Here is a 22148-nt window from a genome sequence, read left to right on the forward strand (position 1 = left end):
AAGCCGGATCAGCGACCCAGCGCGCGAGCGAGCTTCGATGTCGAGCCGGCGGCGCGGGCGCCCGCGGCGAACGCGGCGTCCGTCACGGCCGCGAAGAACGTCTCGCGCGCGGCGGCCTCCACCGGGGCGGCGGGTCCGAGCTCGATCTCCCACTCGTGCCACTCGCGGGCATCGCCCGTGCGCAGGTCGGTCGTGCGCACATGGTCGTCGACGAACTCCGCGAGCACTCCCCCGTCCGCGTCGAGCAGCGCGTACGCCGTGCGGTCGTTGACGATGCGCGCGAGCGGGTGCAGCGGCGCGGTCGTGTACTCCGCGACCACGCGCGACACCGTGTCCGGGACATCCGGGCCCTCGCCGAGCGGCCAGTGCAGCTCGGTGCGCGCACCGTCGACGAGCGGCCCCTTGATGTGCCACCCCTCATCGGGCCCGCCCGTGCGGCGCCGCAGCGCGACGCCGGAATGCGCCAGCGCGACGTCGTCCGTGTCGAGGTAGAGCGCGTCCAGGTGGCGGATCTCGCCGGAGGAGACGGACGCCACGCCCGGCACGCCCGACCAGTCGGGCACGGGCGTGCCCGCGTCCACGTCGAACTTGCGCTCGATCTCGACCGAGCGGGAGGGTTCGGTCACTCGCCCGGACGGACGTCGTCGTCGTTGGGAGTGACCTCCTGCGGCTCCTCCGTGAAGCGGAAGGCCACCTCGGTCGGTCCATCCGCGTCGCCGGTGTGAGCCGGGTCGCCGTCGCGCTCGTAGACGACCTGCCCCTCCGAGTAGGGCAGGATCAGCTGCTCGAGGTCGGGGGTCTCCAGGGGAAGGACCTGTCCGTCGAGGGGTCCACCAGTCAGTCGTGCGATAGCCATCCCCTCACCCTAGCCGTCCGCCTCGTGGCTCTCACGGACTTGACGCAGGTCCGCTTCGCGCTCCTTGTCCTCCGCCTCGCGTGCCTCGCGCAGCTCGCCGACGGCCGCCTGGACCGCGCTCTCGGCGCGGCGGACGCGCCGCTGGGCGAACGTCTCGGCCGCGAAGCGGGCGCGGACGCGGTCCTGCCCCTCCTCGATGCCGACGATGATGTACGCCGCGGCGATCAGCAGGACCTGCGCCGACAGGTTCACCCACAGCAGCAGGGCGATCAGCGAGGCGAACGAGGCGAGCAGCCGGTTGGAGCCCGCCCCGCTGACGAACAGGCCCGAGAGCTGCTGCAGCACGACGAGCCCCACGCCGCCGACGAGCGCGCCCGCCCACACGGCGCGCGGCGAGGCCTTCCTGCCCGACAGCATCCAGAACATGACGGCGATCATGATCGTGTCCAGGGCGAGCGTGACGAGCACCGTGACCACGCGCGTCAGCACGATCGCGACGCCGGTCTGGCCGGCGCCGATCCAGTCGAGCACGGTCGTGACGAACGCCGAGCCGAGGAAGGTCGAGACGGCCGCGGCCAGCAGCAGACCTCCCAGCACGATCGCGAACAGCAGGTCGCGCAGGATCACCACGATGGGCGACGACGTGGCGTGCGTGGTCCCGGCCATCAGGCGGATGGATGTGCGCAGGGCGCCCACCGCGCCGATCGCCGCCGCGAGCAGACCGACCAGCGAGATGATGCCGGCGAGCGTGAAGCTGGCGGGCTGCCGCAGCGCCGAGGGCTCGATGATTCCGTTTTCGCCGACGAGGCCGGGGATGACGTTGTCGACGGCGGCGAGCAGAGCCTGCCAGAGCTCCGGCTGGCCGATGAGCCAGATGGCGGCGACGGAGAAGCCGAGCAGCACGCCCGCGAAGATCGAGAACAGCGCGCGGTACGTGACGGCTCCCGCCAGCAGCGCGCCCTGCTGCTCGGAGTACAGCAGGAAGGCCCGGACGGGCTTGCGGGCGAGCGCCCACGCGATCAGCACCTTGAGCTTCGCCATCAGACCCGCCATGCCGCTCAGGCTATCGGCGCCGCGCGATCGGCCCCAGGCGCTTGACACCCCGCTACGCGAGCAGCCCCGCCCAGGCTCCGAGGATCATCCAGGGCCCGAACGCGATGTGCGCGTCGCGGCTCGCCCGGCCGGTCGCCAGCAGCGCGGCCGCGTGCACGCCGCCGAGGACGAAGGCCGCGAGCGCTCCCGCGGCGAGGTCCGCCCAGCCGTGCCAGCCCAGCAGCATGCCGAGCAGCGCGGCGAGCTTCACGTCCCCGCCCCCGAGGCCGGCGGGAAACGCCAGGCGCAGCAGCAGGTAGAGACCGAACAGCGCGATCCCTCCGAGCGCGGCCCGCCCGAGCGGTGCGGTGTCACCCGCCAGTGCCGCGACCAGGCCGAGTGCCGCGGCGAGTCCGATCGCCGCAGGCAGCACGATCGTGTCGGGGAGTCGATGTTCGCCGATGTCGATGCGGATCAGGATGAGCGACACGACGACGAGCGCCGCGTGTGCCGCGGCCAGCAGGACGTCGCTCGCGGTCATCCGTGCCTCCCGGGACGAGGCTAGGCAAACCCGGCGCCCCGCGGCGGCGGGCTGTGGATAAGTCTCAGAGCTCGAGCACGTGGAGGTGCACCGTCGCGGCCTCTCCCTCGGCGAGCCTCTCGGCATCGCGCACGGCGCGCTTCAACGGCAGCGCGTACGTCTCGCGCCCCGGGAAGATCGACGTGCGCCACGTGGTTCCGCCGATGCGCGCCTCGACGCGCAGCGACCCGAACCCTCGCGGCGGGGCCGGCAGCTCCCGCAGATCGCTCGAGATGTCGGCCGGCACATCGAGGAAGAACCACGACTCCGTGCGGGCATCCCAGCGGTAGACCTTCGCCTCGAACTCGATGCGCACGCCCATGCCGTCAGCGTACTGACGGCGTCCGACATCACTCTCCCATGCGGTTGCGCGTGCGCATCGCGCGCTCGGCCTCGCGCTTGTCCTGGCGCTCGCGCAGCGTCTGACGCTTGTCGTACTCCTTCTTGCCCTTCGCGACGCCGATCTCGATCTTCGCGCGACCGTTGAGGAAGTACAGCCTGAGCGGCACCAGCGTGTAGCCGCCCGCCGACACCGCGTGGCTGAGCTTGACGATCTCGTCCTTGTTCAGCAGCAGCTTGCGGATCCGCTTCGACGAGTGGTTGGTCCAGCTCCCCTGCGAGTACTCGGGAATGTGCACCGCGTCGAGGAACGCCTCGCCCCCGTTGATGTAGGCGTAGCCGTCGCTGAGGTTCGCGCGACCCTGGCGCAGCGACTTGACCTCGGTACCGGTGAGCACGAGGCCCGCCTCGTACGTCTTCTCGATCGTGTACTCGTGGCGGGCGCGACGGTTGGTCGCGACGATCTTCTCGCCCTGTTCCTTCGGCATGTGCTCACCTCCCGTGTTCGCGCACAGCCCTCCATCCTATCCCGGCGAAGCGGGTCCGGTGTGTGACGCGAGGTTTCGCTTCTCTTGCCGAGCCGGATGCCGGGCGGCTTTCATGCAGGGATGACCCGGCAGATCCGCTTCAACGCATTCGACATGAACTGCGTCGCCCACCAGTCCTCGGGGCTCTGGCGCCACCCGGAGGACCGCTCGCGGCAGTACAACACGCTGGAGTACTGGACCGAGCTCGCGAAGCTCCTCGAGAGCGGCACGTTCGACGGCATCTTCATCGCGGACGTGCTCGGCACCTACGACGTCTACGGCGGCACGAACGAGGCCGCGATCCGCAACGGCGCACAGGTGCCCGTGAACGACCCGATCCTGCTGGTGAGCGCGATGGCCGCGGTCACCGAGCACCTCGGGTTCGGCATCACGGCCGGCACCGCGTTCGAGCACCCCTACCCGTTCGCGCGGCGCCTCACGACGCTCGACCATCTCACGAGGGGGCGCGTGGGCTGGAACGTCGTCACCGGCTACCTGCCGAGCGCGGCCCGCAACATGGGGCAGGAGGACCAGCTGAAGCACGACGACCGCTACGACCACGCGGACGAGTACGTCGAGGTGCTCTACAAGCTCTGGGAGGGCTCCTGGGAGGACGACGCGGTGATCGAGGACCGCGAGCGGGGCGTGTTCACCGACCCCGCGAAGGTCCATCCGATCGGGCACGAGGGGACGCACTTCAAGGTGCCCGGGATCCACATCTCCGAGCCCTCGCCGCAGCGTACCCCGGTGATCTACCAGGCGGGCGCGTCGCCGCGCGGCGTGCGCTTCGCGGCGGAGAACGCCGAGGCGATCTTCGTCGCGGCGCCGTCGAAGGAGGTGCTCGCCGGCACCGTGAAGCGCATCCGCGACGCTCTCGAGGCCGCCGGCCGCGACCGCTACGACGCGAAGATCTACACGCTGCTGACGGTGATCACGGCCGCGACCCACGAGGAGGCGGTCGCCAAGCACGCCGAGTACCTCGAGTACGCGAGCGCCGAGGGCGCCCTGACGTTCCTGTCGGGGTGGATGGGCGTCGACCTGTCGCAGTACCGCCCCGACGAGCCCGTCGGCAACGTCGAGTCGAACGCGATCCAGTCGGTGCTGCACCACCTGCAGGAGGAGGCCGACCTCGGTCGCGAGTGGACCGTGGGCGATCTCGGCAGGCACAACGCGATCGGCGGGCTCGGCCCGACGGTCGTCGGTTCCGGCGTCGAGATCGCGGACGAGCTGCAGTCGTGGGTCGCGGAGACCGACATCGACGGCTTCAACCTCGCGTACGCGATCACGCCGGGCACGTGGGAGGACATCATCGAGCACGTCATCCCCGTGCTGCGGGAGCGAGGCGTGTATCCCGACGCCTACGAGGAGGGAACGCTGCGTCACAAGCTGCACGGCGCGGGCGATCGCGTGAAGGACTCGCACCGCGCCGCGCGCTACCGGATCGGCGCCGCGGTGCCCGTCGCCTGACCGCGCCTTCCGCGTCGACGACGGCCGCTCGCCTCGCGCGGGCGGCCGCTCGCCGTGGGCGACCGCACCGCCGGGACGCCCGAAACCCGTCCCGCAGGGCGTGCGCGGTGCTAGGTTCGCGACGTGACCGACCTTCCCGTGCTCGACGCGCTCGCCGACGAGTTCCTCAACAACTACAGCCGCGGCCGCATTCTGGTCGCCGTCGACGGTCCGGATGCCGCGGCCGCCGCGCGCTTCGCGGATGCACTGGCGGACACGCTGCGCGGTCGCGACAGGGCGGTCTTCCGCGCCGGCGCGCCCGTCGCCGAGGCGTACCGGGCGGACGAGGACCGCACGGGTCTGCGCGAGACGCTCGCGGCGTTCCGGGAGGGCGCTGTCGAGGACGGGAGCGTGCCCGAGGACGCCGCGCTGATCGTGGACGGGCGCTTCCTGCTCAGCCCGAAGCTGCGCGGAGCATGGCACTTCCGCATCTGGCTCGAGAGCGACCTCCCGCTCTCCTCCGAGGCCTACGCCGCGCAGGTCGCGTACACGCGCGACGAGGCCCCGCGCGGGGCCGCCGACGCGATCTACGACGTCACGGACCCCGACGCACCGCGGCGGGTCTGGTCCGACTCCTGCTGAGGCGCGGGGCCCGTCTGCCGACGCGCTGTCACGGGCGGTGAGCGCAGCAGATCGGAGAGGTCCGTTCCGGCACGCAGGAGTGCGTCCGAGCGGACGGCTATGTCCTGAAGTCGTTCCTGAAGGGCGTTGCGCGCGTCTGTGCCGTCGTCGAGTGCCCACAGGGACGTCATGACGGCGTGAACCGCAGGGATTCGGTATCCGCCTGCGCGAAGCGCAGCGACGATCCGGCTGTCTCTCACGGCGTCCGGCGGGTAACGTCGCACGGCGAGCCGCCCTTCTCGCTCGGGTGTTATCAGCCCCTGCTGTTCCCAGAAGCGGATCGTGGAGGAACGTACGCCGAGCGCGGCGGAGAGCTCGGTGATGCTCATCGTGTCGCCGGGGGCGGCGGGCGCGTCGCGTGCGGTCTCATCGACGATCCTGTCGAGAGCATCGAGCGCCGCGATCGTATCGGCGCGCGAGCGCGCGAGATCGACGTGGAGAGCGACGATACCGGCGGTGGCTTCGTCTGCGGGCAGACGGCGTATCCCCCGCATCGTCGCCCGGGCCGCAACGGCGCCGACGGCGATCGTCAACTGACGGTATGCACGCAGTGCGGTGACGTGAGCGATGGTGAATCGACGGTATCCGTTGGACTGTCGGATAGCAGGCGGAATGACACCGAGGTGTTCGAGATCTCGGATCTGCTGCGCCGAGTACCCGGAGATCGCGGCGAGACGACTTGTCGAGTAGGGGGCGACGTCGACCGCAGCGGCTTCTGTCATGCGTCAACACTCCATAAGCACTTGAAGTTCACACTCGAACCATGTCCTTGCAGCAGATCCTGTCAGAGATCCGAACCCACGACGGTCTCCTCGAGCTCGCGCCCTCGCCGGGAAGCGAGCAGCCCGAGGTCTCGTGGGGCGACCACTTCTTCTATTACGCCCCGGACGGGCGGGTTCCGCGGAACCGGCAACCGTACGCGACGATCACGACCAAGGATTACCCGGACGACGCGCAGTCTCGTCTCGGTGCCGAGGAACGCTGGCGCCTGAACATTCACGTCGGTCCGCAGCTCTTCACGGAGCTCCTCGGATACCCGCCCGAACAGATCGATGGGTCCCGTGTGGACTACGCCGCCGCCGACGTGTTCCTGCCGCACCCCCTGTATGGCGCTTACGGGTGGATATGCGTCGTGAATCCGGGTCGCGCGACGATCGGGCCCGCGAGGGAAGCCCTTCGACGCGCGTATCAGGCCGATCGTCGGCGAGTTGAGCGCCGGCGGAGCCGGAGCGCCGCCTCCCGGAACGAGTGCCCTTGACGGCGTCGGTAGGCGACCGCGACAACGTCGCTGTCGATGCCGCGGCACGCGCGGCCCGCGTCGGCGGTGCGCAGTACCGCGAACCGCCAGACCACCGGCGCGGCTAGGCGCGCAGCCAGCGCCGGATGGCGAAGCCGGCCGACAGTGCCGCGAGCACGACGCCGATCAGGACGATCGCGGGCACGACGAGGAACGCCTCGCCCATCCCAACCCACGGGATGGTGCTCATCCGCTCGGTCAGATAGCCCTCGACGCCGAACCTGACGCCGAGCAGCACGGCGCCGCTCGCCAGCAGCGATCCGATCAGCGCCGCGACGACGCCCTCCAGCACGAACGGCGTCTGGATGAACCGGTTCGACGCACCGACGAGGCGCATGATCCCGACCTCTCGGCGCCGCGCGTACGCCGACAGCCGGATGGTCGTGCCGATCAGCAGCACGGCGGAGATCAGCATCAGGCCCGCGATCCCGACCGCCATGTATGTCGCGATCGTCAGCGCGGAGAACAGCGGATCCAGGTACTCGAGCTGGTCGGTGATCTGCTCGACGCCCTCCTCGCCGTTGAACGCCTCGACGATCACATCCGATCGCGTCGGGTCGAGCAGGTTGATGTGGAAGACCGCGTTCGTCTGCTCCTCGGTCAGCACGCCCGCGAGATCCGGCAGGTTCTCCACCAGGGCCTGATACGCCTCGGCGGGCGTCTCGAACGAGGCCTCCTGGATCAGCGGTGAGAGCGTCTGCCCCTGCAGCTCGCTCTGCACCGCCGCGATCTGCTCCTCCGTGGCGGCACCGCCCGTGCAGGTCTCGGTGTTCGAAATGGGAGAGCACATGTACACGTCGACCTGCGCGCGGTCCTGGAAGTAGTCGCGCATCGTCGCGATCTGCGCCTGCATCAGGATGGCCGCGCCCACGAATGTGAGCGACACGAAGGTCACCAGGATGACCGACACGACCATCGACGCGTTGCGCCGGAGGCCCGTCAGCACCTCCGACAGGATCAGTCCCACTCTCATGACGTCGGACCCACCTCGTCGTCGCGCGAGCGCAGGCCGAGGCGATCCGCCATGCCCAGCTCCTCCATGTGCAGCGGCCCGCGCTGCGCGGTCTCGTCCGCCGCGGGCTGCTCCCCCGACTCGTCGGCGAAGGCGCCCTGCGGCACCACGTCCTCGCCGCTCGACGGCTCCTGCGGGAACGGATCGGGCTCGCCGGGGCCAGGGTCGTCGGCCATCAGGTCGGCGAACAGCTCCTCGCGCGCGACCTCGACCGCCTCGGGAGCGGGCTCGGCGTCCACGGCCGCCGCGACGACGGGCACGTCGGCGAGAGCGGGTGCCTCGGCGGCGTCCGTCCGGAGCGGCTCGACGACGCCGGTCGGGTTGCTCGTGACCTCGCGCTGCAGCTCGAGCACGGCCGTGAGGGCCGCGACCGCGGCGGCGCCGCGCTCGACCTGCGGCTCGAGCGTCTTGACGTGCGACCGGTCGCCGTAGCCGCCGTGCCGCTCGTCGCGCACGAGCTTCCCGTCCTTGAGCTCGATCACGCGGCGCTGCATCTGGTCGACGAACGTCGCCTCGTGCGTCGCGCACAGGATCGTGGTGCCCGAGGCGTTGATGCGCTCGAGCAGCATCATGATGTCCACCGACGTGGCAGGATCGAGGTTTCCGGTCGGCTCATCGGCGAGCAGCACCTGCGGGCGGTTGACGAGGGCGCGCGCGATCGCGACGCGCTGCTGCTCGCCGCCCGACAGCTCGTGCGGCAGCCGCTTGGCCTTGTCCGCGAGGCCGACGAGCTCGAGCGCCTCGGGCACGGCCTGCCGGATGAAGGCGCGCGACGACCCGATCACCTGCAGCGTGAACGCGACGTTCTGGAAGACGGTCTTCGCCGGCAGCAGGCGGAAGTCCTGGAAGACCGAGCCGATGTGGCGCCGGAAGTACGGCGTGCGGCGGTGGGAGAGCGTCTTCGTGTCGCGGCCGAGCACGACCACGCGGCCGTCGCTCGGGGTGTCCTCCCGCAGGATCAGGCGCAGGCAGGAGGACTTGCCCGATCCCGATGCGCCGACGAGGAAGACAAACTCCCCGCGCTGGACTTCGAAGTCGACATCGTCGAGGGCCGGCGTCGCGGTCCCCCGGTATCGCTTGGTGACGTGTTCGAACCGGATCATGGCGTACCGAGACTAAGCGCCGCCTCTCGCGAGCCACGGAGCGACACCCGATCCACCGAGACCGGTGCCGTCATGGGCACCGGTCTCAGCGGATGACGGTGATCGCACCGTCCGCTCGCGCGTGGCGGATCAGTGCATGTCCTCCAGCTCCATGCCCTTGGTCTCGCGCACCTTCCACCACACGAAGACGAACGAGGCGGCCGCGCACAGCGCGTAGAAGCCGTAGGCGAACGTCAGCCCGATGCCGCTGAGCACGGGGAAGGTCGTGGAGATCGCGAAGTTCGCGACCCACTGCGCGGCCGCGGCGACGGCCAGCGCGCTCGCGCGGATCCGGTTGGGGAACATCTCGCCCAGCAGCACCCACACGATCGGTCCCCACGTCGCACCGAAGCCGACGACGAACAGGTTCGCGCCGACGAGGGCGATGACCGACCACGGCGCCTCGAGCTCGGCGGTCGTGGCGCCATCCTGCGTGACGAGCTCGGCGAACGAGAAGGCGACGGCCATCGCCGCGAGCGCGACCGTCATGATGACGGAGCCGACCAGCAGCATCCTCCGGCGCCCCACGCGGTCCACCAGGACGATCGCGACGATGGTGACGAGGATGTTCGTCACGGACGTGATGACCGAGGTCAGCAGCGCGCTGGACTCATCGAAGCCCACCGAGCGCCACAGCGTCGTCGAGTAGTAGAAGATCACGTTGATGCCGACGAACTGCTGGAACACCGACAGCAGGATGCCGACCCAGACGATCGGCTTGAGCCCCAGCGCCGGCCCCAGGATGTCGCGGAACGACTCCTTCTGCTCCGACTCGAGCGAGTCGCGGATCTGCTGGATCTTGAGGTTCGTGTCCTTCTCGCCCGTGAAGTCGAGCAGCACCTGGGACGCCTTGTCGTACTCGCGGCGCAGCACGAGATACCGCGGCGATTCCGGCAGGCGCAGCGCCATCACGCCGTAGACGATCGCGGGGATCGCCTCGATCATGAACATCCAGCGCCACGCGGGCAGACCCAGCCACAGCACCTCGGCGGCACCGCCGGACACCCCGGCGAGCAGCGCGTTCGACAGCAGGGCGGCGAAGATGCCGAGGACGATCGCGAGCTGCTGCAGGGATCCGAGACGCCCGCGGATGTGCGCGGGCGACACCTCTGCTATGTACGCGGGCGCGATCACCGACGCCGCTCCGACGCCCAGACCGCCGATCACGCGCCAGACGATCAGGTCCACCACGCCGAACGCGATGCCCGAGCCGATGGCGGAGATCAGGAACAGCACCGCCGCCGTGATCATCACCGGCACACGACCCCACCGGTTCGCCATGGAGCCGGCGAACCACGCGCCCACGGCGCAGCCGAGCAGAGCGCTCGACACCGCGAAGCCCTTCAGCGCCGCGTCGAGTGCGAACTCCCCCGCGAGCGCATCCACGGCGCCGTTGATGACGGCCGTGTCGAAGCCGAACAGGAAGCCGCCCAGTGCTGCGGCGATCGCGATTCCCGTGACGCGCGCGTTGACGCGCCGGTATGCCGTGTCCGTCATAACTTCGAGCGTAAGCACTCCCCCTCAGTGGGAGGCAATCGGGCCGGGGGCTTGCCTGGACACCCGCCGTGTGCAAGCCGCGATCAACTGCGCAGCGCGAGCACGAACGGCAGCACCGCCGTCGCCCCGGCACGCCGCAGCTCGCGGGCCGCCAGAGTGAGGGTCCAGCGGCTGTCGGCGAGGTCGTCCACGAGCAGCACCGGCCCCGCGGGCACCTGCAGTTCCGCCGCGTCGAGCCGTCCGTGCAGGTCGGCCACGCGGAAGGCGCTGTTGCCGCCCGGCCGCCCGGCGGGCGCCGCGGGATCGAGCGTGAGCTCGCCCAGGTGAGCGAGCCGGCCGATGTCCGCGAGGCCGTGCGCGAGCGAGCGCACAAGGCGTGGCCGCGTGCGCGACGGGACGGCCGCGACCGCCACGGGCCGCTCCTCCCAGCCCCAGTCGGCGAGCACGCGCACGCACGCCTCGAACATCCGCGGCGGCACCTCCTGGTCGGGCGCACCCGCGCGGAAGAGCTCACGCAGGGCGCCGCCCCAGCCGAGGTCGGTCAGGCGCGCGAGCGCGCGCCCCTCGGACGCCTGCTCCTCCGCCGGGATCCGGCCCTTGAGCGGCAGGCCGAGACGGTCGAGCCCGGACGGCCACTGGCGGCGCGCCTCGATCGGCACGCCCACGCGGTCGAGTGCCGACGCGGCCGACGCGGCGACCTCCGCTCCGAGTTCGGTCGTCAGCCAGGCCCCCGCGCAGTTGTCGCAGCGGCCGCACGGGGCTGCGGTGTCGTCGTCGAGGCGGCGCTGGAGGAACTCCATCCGGCACCCCGTCGTCTGCTCGTACGCGACCATGTCGTCCTGCTCCGCGCGGCGCTCGGCGGCGATGCGCTCGTAGCGCTCGGCGTCGTACGCCCAGTCGACGCCCGTCGCGACCCATCCGCCCTTCTCCCGCCGCACGGCCCCGTCGACGTCGAGCACCTTCAGCAGCAGCTCGAGCGGCGTGCGGCGGATGTCGACGATCGCCTCGAGCGCGGCCGTGGACAGCGGACCCGCCGAGCCCGCGAGGGCGGTCAGGACGCGCTCGGCACGGTCGCGATCGGGCATCGACGCAGTCGCGAAGTAGTGCCAGATGTCCCTGTCCTCGGTGCCGGGAAGCAGCACGACGTCGGCCGAGTCGGTCGCGCGGCCGGCGCGACCGACCTGCTGGTAGTACGCGACCGGTGACGACGGCGCGCCGAGGTGCAGCACGAAGCCGAGGTCGGGCTTGTCGAAGCCCATGCCGAGCGCGCTGGTCGCGACGAGCGCCTTGACCTCGTTGCGCTTGAGCATCGCCTCCGACTCGGCGCGCTCGTCCGCGTCGCTCTGGCCGGTGTAGGCGCGCACCTCGTGGCCGTGCTCGCGCAGCAGGCGCGCGGTGTCGACCGCGGCCGCCACCGTGAGCGTGTAGATGATGCCCGAGCCGGGAAGCTCGTCGAGGTGGCTCAGCAGCCACGCGAGCCGGGCCGTGGCATCCGGCAGCCGCAGCACGCCCAGCCGCAGCGACCGCCGCGCGAGCGGGCCGCGGATGGTCGTGACACCCTCGGTGCCCAGCTGGTCCACGACGTCGGCCACCACGCGGCTGTTGGCGGTCGCGGTCGTGGCGAGCACCGGCACGGACGCCGGCATCTGCGCGATGAGGTCGCGCAGGCGCCGGTAGTCGGGACGGAAGTCGTGACCCCAGTCGCTGATGCAGTGCGCCTCGTCGACGACGAGCATCCCGATCCGGCGCACCAGCGCGGGAAGCTGCTCGTCGCGGAAGGTCGGGTTGTTGAGCCGCTCGGGTGAGACGAGCAGCACGTCGACCTCGTCCGCGTCGAGCCGGGCGAGCACCTCGCCCCATTCGTGCGCGTTCGTCGAATTGATGGCGACGGCGCGCACGCCCGCCCGCTCGGCCGCCGCGATCTGGTCGCGCATCAGCGCGAGCAGGGGCGAGACCAGGATGGTCGGGCCGGCCCCCTGATCGCGCAGCAGGCGGGTCGCCACGAAGTACACGGCCGACTTGCCCCATCCGGTCCGCTGTACGACGAGAGCACGGCGCCGTCCGCCCACGAGCGCCTCGATCGCCTCGTACTGGCCGTCGTGGAACTCGGCGTCGTCGCGACCGACGAGACGGCGGAGGGCGTCGAGGGCGGAGGTGCGCAGCGCGTCGGTCATTGCTCCAGCCTCGCATCCGCCGCGGACACGGCCGGACGTCGAGGGCCCTGCGGCAGACTGGAGAGGATGCTCCGCCCGCCGTCCGCCGACCCCGCCGCGGGGACGTCCGTCGCCGCACCGTTCGCGGCACTGAGCCGCGGGACCTTCGAGGACGCCGCGGCCGCCGCGGGCTTCGCGCCCGACGACGCACAGCGCCGCGCGATCGCGCGCATCCTGTCCCCCGCGCGTCTCGCGCGTACCTGCACGGACCGGCGGGTCGCGGCAAGACCTGGCTCATGGACGTCGCGTTCGCGGCCGCGGGCACGCCGCACAAGCGCCGGGTGCACTTCCACGAGTTCTTTCCCGCGCTGCACGCCGCGATCTTCCGTCACGGGCACGACCTGGAAGCCGCGCTCGACGAGCTCGTGGGCGGGCTCGAGCTGCTGTGCTTCGACGAGTTCCACGTGCACGACGTCGCGGACGGCGTGCTCGTGCGCCGCCTGCTGGATGCCCTGCTCGCCCGCGGCATCGCGATCGTCGTGACCTCGAACTACGCGCCGGAGCAGCTGCTGCCGAACCCGCTGTTCCACGGCATGTTCGCGCCGGCCATCGCCGCCATCCGCGCGCACTTCGACGTGATCGAGGTCGACGGCGGCGCGGATCACCGCGAGCACGGCGGCACGGGCGGCTTCGCAGCCGGATCGTGGATCACCGGATCGGCGGAGGGCGCCCCGAGCGGGACGCACGTGATCCGCGGCGAGCGCGACATCGTCGTGCGCGACCTCGACGAGGTCACCCTGCATGCGACCTTCGCGGACGTGTGCGAGCAGCCGCTCGGCGCGGCCGACTACGCGCGGCTCGCCGACCTCCGGGGCCGGTGGCGCATCCTGACGGTGCCGCCCCTCGAGCGGCTGGCGGCGTCGTCCGCGCAGCGTTTCGCGAACCTCGTCGACGTCGCGGCCGACCGGGGCGTGCGCATCGACTTCCACGCGGCGGGCCCGCTCGAGGCGCTCGCGCAGGCGCCCGTGCCGCCGCTCGACCTCGCCCGCACCCTCAGCCGGCTGCGGTCGCTGCACCGCGCGGGCTGACGCCGCTGGGGCGCGGCGCCGTCGCACCCGCGCGACCGGGGCCGGTAGCGTGTCGCCGTGTCCGCATCGCCCAGTGCCGCGCCGTCGGCGGATCAGCTGCTCGTGCTGCTCGAGGTGGCCCGCACGGGCCGGTTCACGACCGCGGCGCAATCCCTCGGGCTCACGCACACGACCGTGAGCCGCAACATCGCCGCCCTCGAGGCCGCGCTCGGCGGGCGGCTGCTGCTGCGCGGCTCTGACGGCTGGGCGCTCACGCCGCTCGGCGAACGGGCGGCGCGCGCGGCGGAAGGCGTGGCGGCCGCGCTCGAACGACTCACGGACGGCGAGGGCCTCGCGGACCCCGTGACGGGCGTCGTGCGCATGACCACCACGGACGGCTTCGCCGCCCTGATCGCGGCTCCCGCGGTCGCGACGCTGCGCGAGGAGCACCCGCACCTCACGGTCGAAATCGTCACGCTGACGCGCCGCGCGGTGCAGCACCGCTCGGGCGTCGACATCGAGGTCGTGGTCGGCACGCCGCAGGTGAACCGCGGTCGCTCGCTGCGCCTCGGCGAGTACGAGCTCGGCCTGTACGCCTCGCGCGACTACCTCGCCCGCCACGGAGCGCCCGACTCGGCCGCGGCGGCCGCCGCGCACGGCCTCGTGTACTTCGTCGACTCGATGCTGCAGGTCGACGACCTCGACCTGCCGCGCCGCCTGCTGCCGGGCATGCGCGACGCGCTGACCTCGACGAACGTGTTCGTGCACGTCGAGGCGACGCGGGCGGGCGCCGGGCTCGGCATCCTGCCGTGCTTCGTCGCCGACCGTCATCCCGACCTCGTGCGCCTGCTCCCGGCGGAAGTGCGCGACCGCCTGCCGTATCACGCGGTCGTCGCGCCGGAGTCGTGGCGGCGCCCGGCCGTCGCAGCGCTGCTCGCCGAGCTGCGGCGGCAGATGGCCGCGCAGCGCGACGCTCTGCTCGGACTCGGTCGCTTGTCCTGATCCCGACCGATGTGCGTTCTCGCACATGCGCTGTGCCGCAATGCGCGTTGCGTGCACAGCGAGGCGGCTGACACACTCGCTCACGTCCTGCGCCGCCGAAGTGGACGGCGCCGGTGTCAATGACGACATCACGAAGGGAAGCGATGGCGATGAGCCAGTCACCCGGCGCCGCGGCGCCCACGCAGTCCGGCACCGAGCCCTCGGTGCTCCGCAAGATCGTCGCCGCCTCGATGGCGGGGACCATCGTCGAGTGGTACGACTTCTTTCTCTACGCCACGGCCTCGGCGCTGGTGTTCTCGAAGGTGCTGCTGCCCGAGATGGGCAACGTCTACGACGCGATCATCGCCGCGTTCGTCACCTACGCGATCGGCTTCCTCGCCCGCCCGCTGGGCGGCATCGTGTTCGGCCACATCGGCGACCGCCTGGGCCGCAAGCACACGCTGCAGCTCACGATCATGCTGATCGGCGTCGCGACCGTGCTGATGGGCTGCCTGCCCACGTACCAGCAGATCGGCGTCGCCGCGCCGATCCTCCTCGTCGTGCTGCGCTTCGTGCAGGGCCTCGCACTCGGGGGCGAGTGGGGCGGCGCCGTGCTGCTCGTCGCCGAGCACGCGCCCGCCGCGCGCCGCGCGACGTGGGCGGCCTGGCCGCAGGCGGCCGTCCCGGTCGGCAACCTGCTGGCCACGCTCGTGCTGACCCTGATGGCGAACGTGCTGTCGGACGAGGCGTTCATGGCGTGGGGCTGGCGCGTGGCGTTCTGGCTCTCGGCCGTCGTCGTGCTGGTCGGCTACTGGATCCGCCGCACGGTGTCGGAGGCGCCGGTCTTCGAGGCCGCGCGCGCCGAGCAGGCGCACGACAAGGCGATGGGCTTCGGCATCGTCGAGGTGCTCAAGAAGCGCCCGGTCGGCGTGCTGAAGGGCATGGGACTGCGCTTCGCGGAGAACATCATGTACTACCTCGTCGTGACGTTCTCGATCGTGTACCTGACGGAGGACCAGGGCATGGAGAGAGGTCCGCTGCTCACGCTCATCGCGATCGCGCATGCGAGCCACTTCGTCGTGATCCTGCTCGTCGGGCGTCTCGCCGACGGCGCGGGCCGCAAGCCCGTGTACCTGGCGGGCGCGCTGCTCGGCGCCACGTGGGGCTTCTGGGCGTTCCCGCTGCTCGACACCAAGGTCGACGGGCTGATCCTGCTGGCGCTCATCGCCGGCCTCGCGATCCACGCCCTGATGTACGCGTCGCAGCCCGCCATCATGTCGGAGATGTTCCCGACCCGCATGCGCTATTCGGGCATCTCGATCTCGTACCAGGTGACCTCGATCTTCGCCGGATCGCTCGCGCCGCTGCTCGCGACCCAGTGGCTCAAGGACACCGGCTCCTGGCTCTATACCGCGATCTACCTCGGCGTCGCGGGCCTCATCACGGCCGGCGTCGTGCTGACGCTCCGCGAGACCAAGGGCACCGCGCTCGAGGAGCTCGATGCGATCGACGCCGCGCAGACGCGCGCGTCCGAGCGCGACGAGGTGACGACCGCGTGAGCGACGCGATCAGCACGGACCGCGGCGAGCGCCCGCTCGAGCAGACGCTGTCCGGCCGGAAGGCACTCGTCACGGGCGGCGGGTCCGGGATCGGCGCCGCCATCGCGCGCGAGCTCGCCGCGCGGGGCGCGCACGTCACGGTCGCCGACATCGCGGCCGACGCGGCCGAGTCGGTCGCGGCCGAGATCGGCGGTACGGCGTGGCAGGTCGACCTCGCCGACAGCCCGGCCCTCGACGACCTGCGTCTGGACGTCGACGTGCTCGTCAACAACGCCGGCATCCAGCGGGTCAGCCCGATCGAGGAGTTCGAGCCCGACGCGTTCCGGCGCATCCACGCGATCATGCTGATCGCGCCGTTCCTGCTCGTGCGCGCAGCGCTGCCGCACATGTACGCGCGGGGCTGGGGGCGGATCGTCAACATCTCGAGCGTGCACGGCCTCGTCGCGTCCCCGTTCAAGAGCGCCTACGTGTCGGCCAAGCACGGTCTCGAGGGTCTCAGCAAGGTGACGGCTCTCGAGGGCGGCCCCAAGGGCGTCACGAGCGTGTGCATCAACCCCGGCTACGTGCGCACCCCGCTCGTGGAGAAGCAGATCGCCGACCAGGCCGCCGTGCACGGTGCCGCCGAGGAGGACGTGATCGAGGACATCCTGCTCCGCGAAGCCGCCGTCAAGCGCCTGCTCGAACCGCGCGAGGTCGCCTCGCTCGTCGGGTGGCTGACGGGTCCGGACGGCGATATGGTATCGGGCGCATCATGGGCGATGGACGGAGGGTGGTCGGCGAAATGAGCGGAACCGGTCTGGACAAGGTCGTCGCGACACCCGACGCGGCGGTCGCCGACATCCCCGACGGCGCGAGCATCGCGGTGGGAGGCTTCGGCCTGTGCGGGACCCCCATGGCGCTGATCGACGCGCTGCTCGCGCAGGGCGCGAGCGACCTGTCGGTCGTCAGCAACAACTGCGGGGTCGGCGATTGGGGACTCGGCGTGCTGCTGCAGGCGCGGCGCATCCGCCGGATGACGGCGTCGTACGTGGGCGAGAACAAGGAGTTCGAGCGGCAGTTCCTCGCGGGCGAGCTGGAGGTCGAGCTCACGCCGCAGGGAACGCTCGCCGAGAAGCTGCGGGCGGGCGGATCCGGCATCGCCGCGTTCTTCACCCGCACGGGCGTCGGCACGCAGGTCGCCGAGGGCGGACTGCCCCTGCGCTACGACGGGGCGGGCGGCATCGCGCTGGCCAGCCCGTCCAAGGAGGTGCGGGCGTTCGGCGCGCACGAGTACGTGCTGGAGGAGGCGATCCGCACCGACTTCGCGCTCGTGCACGCGCTGCGCGGCGACCGGCACGGCAACCTGGTGTTCAACAGGTCGGCGCGCAACTTCTCGCCGCTCGCGGCGATGGCCGGCGCCGTGTGCGTCGCGCAGGTCGAGGAGCTGGTCGAACCCGGCGAGCTGGATCCCGACCAGATCCACCTGCCCGGCGTGTTCGTGCACCGCGTGGTCGAGGTCGGCACGGACATCGAGAAGCGGATCGAGCGGCGCACGGTGCGCGAAGCCGCGACCGGATCGGAGGGCTGAGACATGGTGCTGACACGCGACGAGATGGCCGCGCGCGCGGCGCGCGAGCTCGAGGACGGCATGTACGTCAACCTCGGCATCGGGCTGCCGACGCTCGTGCCGAACCACGTGCCGGCCGGGCGACACCTCGTGCTGCAGTCGGAGAACGGCCTGCTGGGTGTGGGCCCGTATCCGACGGAGGACGAGGTCGATCCGGATCTCATCAACGCGGGGAAGGAGACCGTGACGCTGCTGCCGGGCGCGGCCGTGTTCGACTCCGCCCTGTCCTTCGGCATGATCCGCGGCGGCAAGGTCGACGCCGCGATCCTCGGGGCCATGCAGGTGTCCGCGACGGGAGACATCGCGAACTGGATGATCCCGGGGAAGATGGTCAAGGGCATGGGCGGGGCGATGGACCTCGTGCACGGCGCCGCGCGCGTGATCGTGCTGATGGAGCACGTCGCGCGAGACGGCTCTCCGAAGATCCTGAACGCGTGCTCGCTCCCCCTGACGGGCAAGGGCGTCGTGGACAGGATCATCACGGATCTCGCGGTGATCGATGTGACCCCCGAGGGACTGCTCCTGCGGGAGACGGCACCGGGCGTGAGCGTGGACGAGGTGCGCCGCGCGACCGAGCCGGAGCTGCGGGTCGCGGAGGAGCCCGTCCGGACCTGAGGGCGCGATCGGGCAGACTCGATCCATATGAGGCAGCGCCAGGGACGAATCGTCACGATCGAGTCGCTCGCCGAGCTGGATCGCCGGCTCGCGCAGGGAGCGCGCCGGCTGCGGGGCTGGCGGATCGTCGGACTCGACCTGCGCGACCGCTCGCAGGCGCTCGCCGGACGCGACACGTCGCGCACGACCTTCGCGGGATGCACGTTCGCTCCGGGGGACGCCGAGCTGCACGCCGCGCGCGGCGCGCTCGTGCTGCCCGCCGTCGACGCCGTCCCCGTCGACGCGCACCGGGACGAGCTCTACACGGCCGACGAGCTGTACGACGACGCGGCCTACCGGCGCACGCTCGACGGGCGCGCCTACGCCTGGTCGCAGGGCCGTGACGAGGATGCGCTGCTCGCCCGCGCGCTGCACGACGACGGCGTGGATCACGCCCTCACGGCCTGGACCGCGCGACACCGGCTCGTCGGCGTGATGGGCGGCCACGCGCTGCGCCGCGGAGAGCCCGGATACGCCGACGCCGCTCGCCTCGGGCGCCTGCTGGGCGCCGGTTTCACGGTCGCCACCGGCGGCGGCCCGGGCGCGATGGAGGCCGCGAACCTCGGGGCGCGCCTCGCCCGCGCCGACGAGGAGGTGCTGGACCGCGCGCTCACCGCCCTCGCCGCCGTGCCGTCCTACCATCCGTCGATCGAGGAGTGGATCGCGGCCGCCCGCAGCGTGCTCGCCGACACCGCCGAAGTCCCCGCGACCGACACGCTCGGCGTGCCCACGTGGCACTACGGCCACGAGCCGCCCAATCTGTTCGCGACCGCGATCGCGAAGTACTTCCGCAACGCGCTGCGCGAGGCGATCCTGCTGCAGGTGTGCGACGCCGGCATCGTGTTCCTGCCCGGCGCGGGCGGGACCGTGCAGGAGATCTTCCAGGACGCGTGCGAGAACTACTACGCGACCGAGGACGCGATCGCCCCCATGGTGCTCGTCGGCCGCGCGCACTGGACGCAGACGCTGCCCGCGTGGCCGCTGCTGCAGGCGCTCGCGCGGGACCGCGCGATGGAGGCCCACATCCACCTGGTCGACACCGTCGACGAGGCCGCCGCGATCGTGCGGGCGGGCGTGGCATGAGCCTTCCCGCTCCCGCGCCGTCCTGGCGCATGTGGCTCGTGTGGACGATCGGCGTGCTCGGCTACGTGCTCGCGATCACCAACCGCACATCGCTGTCCGCCGTCGGCGTCGACGCCCAGCATCGCTTCGACGCCGACGCCTCCACGCTCGCGATGTTCGCCGTGCTGCAGCTCGCGGTGTACGGCTTCATGCAGATCCCCGTCGGGCTGTGGCTGGACCGCTGGGGCGCGCGACCCATCATGACGATCGGCATGGTGCTCATGGCGATCGGCCAGGTCGTGATGGCGCTGTCCCCCACCGTCGGCGTGGCGATCGCGGCGCGCATGCTGCTCGGCGCGGGAGATGCCGCGATCTTCCCCGGCGTGCTGCGGCTGATCGCGACGTGGTTCCCGGCGCAGCGCGGCTCGGTCATGATGCAGCTCACCGGCATCTTCGGCCAGCTCGGGCAGGTCATCGCGATCGTGCCGCTGCCGCTGCTGCTGCACGCCACCGCCTGGGAGGTCGCGTTCGGCGCCCTCGCGGGCGGCGCCATCCTGTTCGCGGTGCTGATCGCCGCCCTCGTGCGCAACCACCCGCCGGAGCTGCCGGCAGACGTCTCCGTCAACACCGACACGGGCGCGATCACGGTCGTCACGAGCGCGATCGACACGCGGCAGGGCATCCGGGCCGCGTGGGCGCAGCCAGGCACGCGCCTGGCGTTCTGGACGCACTTCGCCACGCCCTTCGCCGGCTCCGCGTTCGTGATGCTGTGGGGCATCCCGTTCCTCACGGCCGGCGAGGGGCTGTCGACGGGACAGGCCGCGGCCGTGACGTCCGTGTACGTCGTGGCCGGCATCGTGCTGGGTCCCGTCGTGGGCGCCTTCTCGGCGCGGCATCCGCACCTGCGCTCCCGCTATCTCGTGCTGCCCGCCGTCGCCGCCCAGCTCGCCGTGTGGGTGCTCGTGCTGCTGTGGCCGGGGACCGTGCCGGTCTGGCTGCTCGTCGTGCTCGTCGTGGCGCTCGCGATGGGCGGCCCCGCGTCCATGGTCGCGTTCGACTTCGCGCGCGCCCACAACCCGGCGCACCGGCTCAGCACCGCGACCGGCGTCACGAACGTCGGCGGGTTCCTCGCCGCGCTCATCGCGATCCTGTTCATCGGCATCGCGATGGACCTGCAGGGCGCATCGCGTCCCGAGCACTACACGGACGCGGCCTTCCGCTGGGCGTTCGCGACCCAGATCCCGCTGTGGCTGCTCGGCGCCGCGATGATCCTGCGCGAACGCCGCCGCCTGCGCACGCCGCCCCGCGACGCCCGCGCCTGACGCCGGCCGCCGCCCGCGCTCTGGCACGATGGCGCCATGACGTCTGGCGCGCCGCCGCTGCATCCCCGTCCCCTTCCGCCGCTGCACCACCGGCTCCGCCGGATGAGCGGACGCGACCCGCGCGAACCGCACAGGGCCGCGACGCCCCTCGAACTGCTGTACGACCTCACGTTCGTGATCGCGTTCAGCCAGGCGGGCGCGCAGGCCGCGCACCTGCTCGAGCTCGGGCACTTCGGCGCGGCGATCGTGGGGTTCGTGGTCGGCGTCTTCGGCGTGACATGGGCGTGGATCAACTACACGTGGCTCGCGTCGGCCTTCGACAACGACGACATCGTGTTCCGCATCGCGACGTTCGTGCAGATGGTGGGCGTGATCATCCTGGCGCTCGGCCTGCCGCCGATGTTCCACTCGATCGACGAGGGACATCACCTGGACAACGTCCTGACCGTCGCCGGCTACGTCGTGATGCGCGTCGCCGGCATCGGGCTCTGGCTGCGCGTCGCGCGCCACGACCCGCGGCACCGCCGGACCGCCCGGACCTACGCCGCACTCGTCGGCCTGATGCAGGTGGGCTGGATCGTGCTGATCTTCATCGACCCGCCGCTCGTCGTCGCGGTCGCGCTCTTCTTCGCACTCGCCGCCGCCGAGATGCTCGTCCCCGTCGTGGCGGAGCGCCGCGGCGGCCGTACGCCGTGGCACCCGCACCACATCGCCGAGCGCTACGGGCTGCTCGCCATCATCACGCTGGGCGAGATCGTGCTCGGCACGGTGCTGTCGGTGTCCGCGGTCGTCGAGGAGGAGGGCTGGTCGCTCGCGGCGGGCGTGGTCGCCTTCGGCGGCATGGCGCTCGCGTTCGGCATGTGGTGGGTCTACTTCCTGATGCCGTCCGGCGACGTGCTCGCCCGGCGCCCCGGACGATCGTTCCCGTGGGGCTACGCGCACCTCGCCCTGTTCGCCGCGCTCGCCGCGACCGGCGCCGGCCTGCATGTCGCCGCCGTGGCGATCCGGCGCGACGCGCACATCGACGACGTCGCCGCGCTGGCGACGATCGTGGTCCCCATCGCGGTGTTCCTGCTCGTCCTGTTCGCGCTGCACGCCGTGCTGCTCGGGCGCTTCGGCCCGTTCTCCCTGCTGCTGTTCGCCGGATCCGTCGCCGTGCTGGTCGTCGCCGTTCTCGCGGTGGCCGCCGGCGCCTCGTTGAGCGTCGGGATCGGGATCATCGCGCTGGCGCCGGTCGTCGTGATCGTCGGCTACGAGACGGTGGGGCACCGCCACCAGGCCGCGGCGCTGGCGGAACTGCGCGGATAGCGCAGCGGGACATCCGGTGCAAGCACG

At 71.7% G+C, this 22148-nt stretch carries 23 protein-coding genes; 12 read left to right on the forward strand and 11 right to left on the reverse strand.

Translation table 11 applies throughout. From position 1 onward, the window contains the following. Positions 1-8: 8 nt before the first annotated feature. The 6 genes from BJP60_RS09535 to smpB form a co-directional block, all read right to left on the reverse strand. Positions 9-626, reverse strand: a complete 618-nt coding sequence (locus BJP60_RS09535) for a CYTH domain-containing protein (RefSeq protein ID WP_203135544.1) — start codon at positions 624-626, stop codon at positions 9-11. Next, the gene (locus tag BJP60_RS09540) at positions 623-856 is read right to left on the reverse strand and encodes a response regulator (protein ID WP_203135545.1); all 234 of its coding nucleotides are present in this window, start codon (positions 854-856) and stop codon (positions 623-625) included. Before BJP60_RS09540 ends, BJP60_RS09535 begins: the two co-directional genes overlap by 4 nt. 9 nt (positions 857-865) lie before the next feature. Next, a complete protein-coding gene (locus BJP60_RS09545) occupies positions 866-1909 on the reverse strand; it encodes a YihY/virulence factor BrkB family protein (protein WP_203135546.1) in 1044 nt (347 codons plus the stop codon). Positions 1910-1961: 52 nt separating this feature from the next. Continuing rightward, positions 1962-2429 (reverse strand): prepilin peptidase, encoded by a 468-nt coding sequence (locus BJP60_RS09550; protein WP_203135547.1) that lies wholly within the window; start codon positions 2427-2429, stop codon positions 1962-1964. 64 nt (positions 2430-2493) lie between these two features. After that, positions 2494-2790 (reverse strand): DUF1905 domain-containing protein, encoded by a 297-nt coding sequence (locus BJP60_RS09555; RefSeq protein WP_336244344.1) that lies wholly within the window; start codon positions 2788-2790, stop codon positions 2494-2496. Between the two features lie 28 nt (positions 2791-2818). Continuing rightward, a complete protein-coding gene (smpB, locus tag BJP60_RS09560) occupies positions 2819-3295 on the reverse strand; it encodes an SsrA-binding protein SmpB (protein ID WP_203135548.1) in 477 nt (158 codons plus the stop codon). Positions 3296-3415: 120 nt separating this feature from the next. Here smpB and BJP60_RS09565 point away from each other — a divergent pair, with 120 nt between their 5' ends. After that, the gene (locus tag BJP60_RS09565) at positions 3416-4801 is read left to right on the forward strand and encodes an LLM class flavin-dependent oxidoreductase (RefSeq protein ID WP_203135549.1); all 1386 of its coding nucleotides are present in this window, start codon (positions 3416-3418) and stop codon (positions 4799-4801) included. Between the two features lie 123 nt (positions 4802-4924). Continuing rightward, positions 4925-5422 carry a hypothetical protein gene (locus BJP60_RS09570; protein WP_203135550.1) on the forward strand — a complete coding sequence of 166 codons (498 nt, stop codon included), beginning with the start codon at positions 4925-4927 and terminating at the stop codon, positions 5420-5422. On the opposite strand, the gene BJP60_RS09575 is transcribed toward BJP60_RS09570, so the two are convergent. After that, positions 5368-6183 (reverse strand): MerR family transcriptional regulator, encoded by an 816-nt coding sequence (locus BJP60_RS09575; protein ID WP_203135551.1) that lies wholly within the window; start codon positions 6181-6183, stop codon positions 5368-5370. The two genes, BJP60_RS09570 and BJP60_RS09575, sit on opposite strands and share 55 nt — an antisense overlap. A 41-nt stretch (positions 6184-6224) precedes the next feature. Here BJP60_RS09575 and BJP60_RS09580 point away from each other — a divergent pair, with 41 nt between their 5' ends. After that, a complete protein-coding gene (locus BJP60_RS09580; protein ID WP_203135552.1) occupies positions 6225-6719 on the forward strand; it encodes a DUF6194 family protein in 495 nt (164 codons plus the stop codon). 103 nt (positions 6720-6822) lie between these two features. On the opposite strand, the gene ftsX is transcribed toward BJP60_RS09580, so the two are convergent. The 4 genes from ftsX to BJP60_RS09600 form a co-directional block, all read right to left on the reverse strand. Further along, entirely contained in the window at positions 6823-7731 is a 909-nt protein-coding gene (ftsX, locus tag BJP60_RS09585) for a permease-like cell division protein FtsX (protein WP_203135553.1), read from the reverse strand. Next, complete coding sequence (gene ftsE, locus BJP60_RS09590) at positions 7728-8873, reverse strand: cell division ATP-binding protein FtsE (RefSeq protein ID WP_203135554.1); 1146 nt, start codon at positions 8871-8873, stop codon at positions 7728-7730. The genes ftsX and ftsE overlap by 4 nt, the downstream gene beginning before the upstream one ends. Before the next feature lie 129 nt (positions 8874-9002). Beyond that, on the reverse strand, positions 9003-10409 hold the full coding sequence (locus BJP60_RS09595) for a sugar porter family MFS transporter (RefSeq protein ID WP_203135555.1): 1407 nt from the start codon (positions 10407-10409) through the stop codon (positions 9003-9005). An 83-nt stretch (positions 10410-10492) separates the two neighbouring features. Continuing rightward, positions 10493-12583 carry a RecQ family ATP-dependent DNA helicase gene (locus tag BJP60_RS09600; protein ID WP_203135556.1) on the reverse strand — a complete coding sequence of 697 codons (2091 nt, stop codon included), beginning with the start codon at positions 12581-12583 and terminating at the stop codon, positions 10493-10495. On the opposite strand from BJP60_RS09600, the gene zapE reads away from it, so the two are divergent. The 9 genes from zapE to BJP60_RS09645 all read left to right on the forward strand — a co-directional run bounded on the left by zapE (position 12583) and on the right by BJP60_RS09645 (position 22121). Beyond that, positions 12583-13650, forward strand: a complete 1068-nt coding sequence (zapE, locus tag BJP60_RS09605) for a cell division protein ZapE (protein ID WP_203135557.1) — start codon at positions 12583-12585, stop codon at positions 13648-13650. The genes BJP60_RS09600 and zapE overlap by 1 nt on opposite strands. Positions 13651-13707: 57 nt before the next feature. Further along, positions 13708-14631, forward strand: coding sequence for a LysR family transcriptional regulator (locus tag BJP60_RS09610; RefSeq protein WP_203135558.1), 924 nt, complete (start codon positions 13708-13710; stop codon positions 14629-14631). A gap of 143 nt (positions 14632-14774) precedes the next feature. Further along, positions 14775-16169: an MFS transporter gene (locus BJP60_RS09615; protein ID WP_442923380.1), complete on the forward strand. Its 1395-nt coding sequence runs from the start codon at positions 14775-14777 to the stop codon at positions 16167-16169. Continuing rightward, a complete protein-coding gene (locus BJP60_RS09620; RefSeq protein WP_238439367.1) occupies positions 16166-16954 on the forward strand; it encodes a 3-hydroxybutyrate dehydrogenase in 789 nt (262 codons plus the stop codon). Before BJP60_RS09615 ends, BJP60_RS09620 begins: the two co-directional genes overlap by 4 nt. Continuing rightward, complete coding sequence (locus BJP60_RS09625; protein WP_203135560.1) at positions 16951-17736, forward strand: CoA transferase subunit A; 786 nt, start codon at positions 16951-16953, stop codon at positions 17734-17736. The genes BJP60_RS09620 and BJP60_RS09625 overlap by 4 nt, the downstream gene beginning before the upstream one ends. Positions 17737-17739: 3 nt before the next feature. Next, positions 17740-18390 carry a CoA transferase subunit B gene (locus BJP60_RS09630; RefSeq protein WP_203135561.1) on the forward strand — a complete coding sequence of 217 codons (651 nt, stop codon included), beginning with the start codon at positions 17740-17742 and terminating at the stop codon, positions 18388-18390. A gap of 27 nt (positions 18391-18417) precedes the next feature. Next, positions 18418-19512: an LOG family protein gene (locus BJP60_RS09635; RefSeq protein ID WP_203135562.1), complete on the forward strand. Its 1095-nt coding sequence runs from the start codon at positions 18418-18420 to the stop codon at positions 19510-19512. After that, entirely contained in the window at positions 19509-20813 is a 1305-nt protein-coding gene (locus BJP60_RS09640; protein ID WP_203135563.1) for an MFS transporter, read from the forward strand. The genes BJP60_RS09635 and BJP60_RS09640 overlap by 4 nt, the downstream gene beginning before the upstream one ends. A 36-nt stretch (positions 20814-20849) precedes the next feature. After that, positions 20850-22121 (forward strand): low temperature requirement protein A, encoded by a 1272-nt coding sequence (locus BJP60_RS09645; RefSeq protein WP_238439368.1) that lies wholly within the window; start codon positions 20850-20852, stop codon positions 22119-22121. Positions 22122-22148 lie beyond the last annotated feature (27 nt).

Source organism: Microbacterium sp. JZ31, from assembly GCF_016805985.1.
GTDB lineage: Bacteria > Actinomycetota > Actinomycetes > Actinomycetales > Microbacteriaceae > Microbacterium.

What these genes read in the sequence shown, in the direction of transcription:
- BJP60_RS09540 (WP_203135545.1), bottom strand. Translation starts at nt 856, where the DNA reads ATGGCTATCGCACGACTGACTGGTGGACCCCTCGACGGACAGGTCCTT.
- BJP60_RS09545 (WP_203135546.1), bottom strand. Translation starts at nt 1,909, where the DNA reads ATGGCGGGTCTGATGGCGAAGCTCAAGGTGCTGATCGCGTGGGCGCTC.
- BJP60_RS09550 (WP_203135547.1), bottom strand. Translation starts at nt 2,429, where the DNA reads ATGACCGCGAGCGACGTCCTGCTGGCCGCGGCACACGCGGCGCTCGTC.
- BJP60_RS09555 (WP_336244344.1), bottom strand. Translation starts at nt 2,790, where the DNA reads ATGGGCGTGCGCATCGAGTTCGAGGCGAAGGTCTACCGCTGGGATGCC.
- smpB (WP_203135548.1), bottom strand. Translation starts at nt 3,295, where the DNA reads ATGCCGAAGGAACAGGGCGAGAAGATCGTCGCGACCAACCGTCGCGCC.
- BJP60_RS09565 (WP_203135549.1), top strand. Translation starts at nt 3,416, where the DNA reads ATGACCCGGCAGATCCGCTTCAACGCATTCGACATGAACTGCGTCGCC.
- BJP60_RS09575 (WP_203135551.1), bottom strand. Translation starts at nt 6,183, where the DNA reads ATGACAGAAGCCGCTGCGGTCGACGTCGCCCCCTACTCGACAAGTCGT.
- BJP60_RS09580 (WP_203135552.1), top strand. Translation starts at nt 6,225, where the DNA reads ATGTCCTTGCAGCAGATCCTGTCAGAGATCCGAACCCACGACGGTCTC.
- ftsX (WP_203135553.1), bottom strand. Translation starts at nt 7,731, where the DNA reads ATGAGAGTGGGACTGATCCTGTCGGAGGTGCTGACGGGCCTCCGGCGC.
- ftsE (WP_203135554.1), bottom strand. Translation starts at nt 8,873, where the DNA reads ATGATCCGGTTCGAACACGTCACCAAGCGATACCGGGGGACCGCGACG.
- BJP60_RS09595 (WP_203135555.1), bottom strand. Translation starts at nt 10,409, where the DNA reads ATGACGGACACGGCATACCGGCGCGTCAACGCGCGCGTCACGGGAATC.
- BJP60_RS09600 (WP_203135556.1), bottom strand. Translation starts at nt 12,583, where the DNA reads ATGACCGACGCGCTGCGCACCTCCGCCCTCGACGCCCTCCGCCGTCTC.
- BJP60_RS09615 (WP_442923380.1), top strand. Translation starts at nt 14,775, where the DNA reads ATGGCGATGAGCCAGTCACCCGGCGCCGCGGCGCCCACGCAGTCCGGC.
- BJP60_RS09625 (WP_203135560.1), top strand. Translation starts at nt 16,951, where the DNA reads ATGAGCGGAACCGGTCTGGACAAGGTCGTCGCGACACCCGACGCGGCG.
- BJP60_RS09630 (WP_203135561.1), top strand. Translation starts at nt 17,740, where the DNA reads ATGGTGCTGACACGCGACGAGATGGCCGCGCGCGCGGCGCGCGAGCTC.
- BJP60_RS09635 (WP_203135562.1), top strand. Translation starts at nt 18,418, where the DNA reads ATGAGGCAGCGCCAGGGACGAATCGTCACGATCGAGTCGCTCGCCGAG.
- BJP60_RS09640 (WP_203135563.1), top strand. Translation starts at nt 19,509, where the DNA reads ATGAGCCTTCCCGCTCCCGCGCCGTCCTGGCGCATGTGGCTCGTGTGG.
- BJP60_RS09645 (WP_238439368.1), top strand. Translation starts at nt 20,850, where the DNA reads ATGACGTCTGGCGCGCCGCCGCTGCATCCCCGTCCCCTTCCGCCGCTG.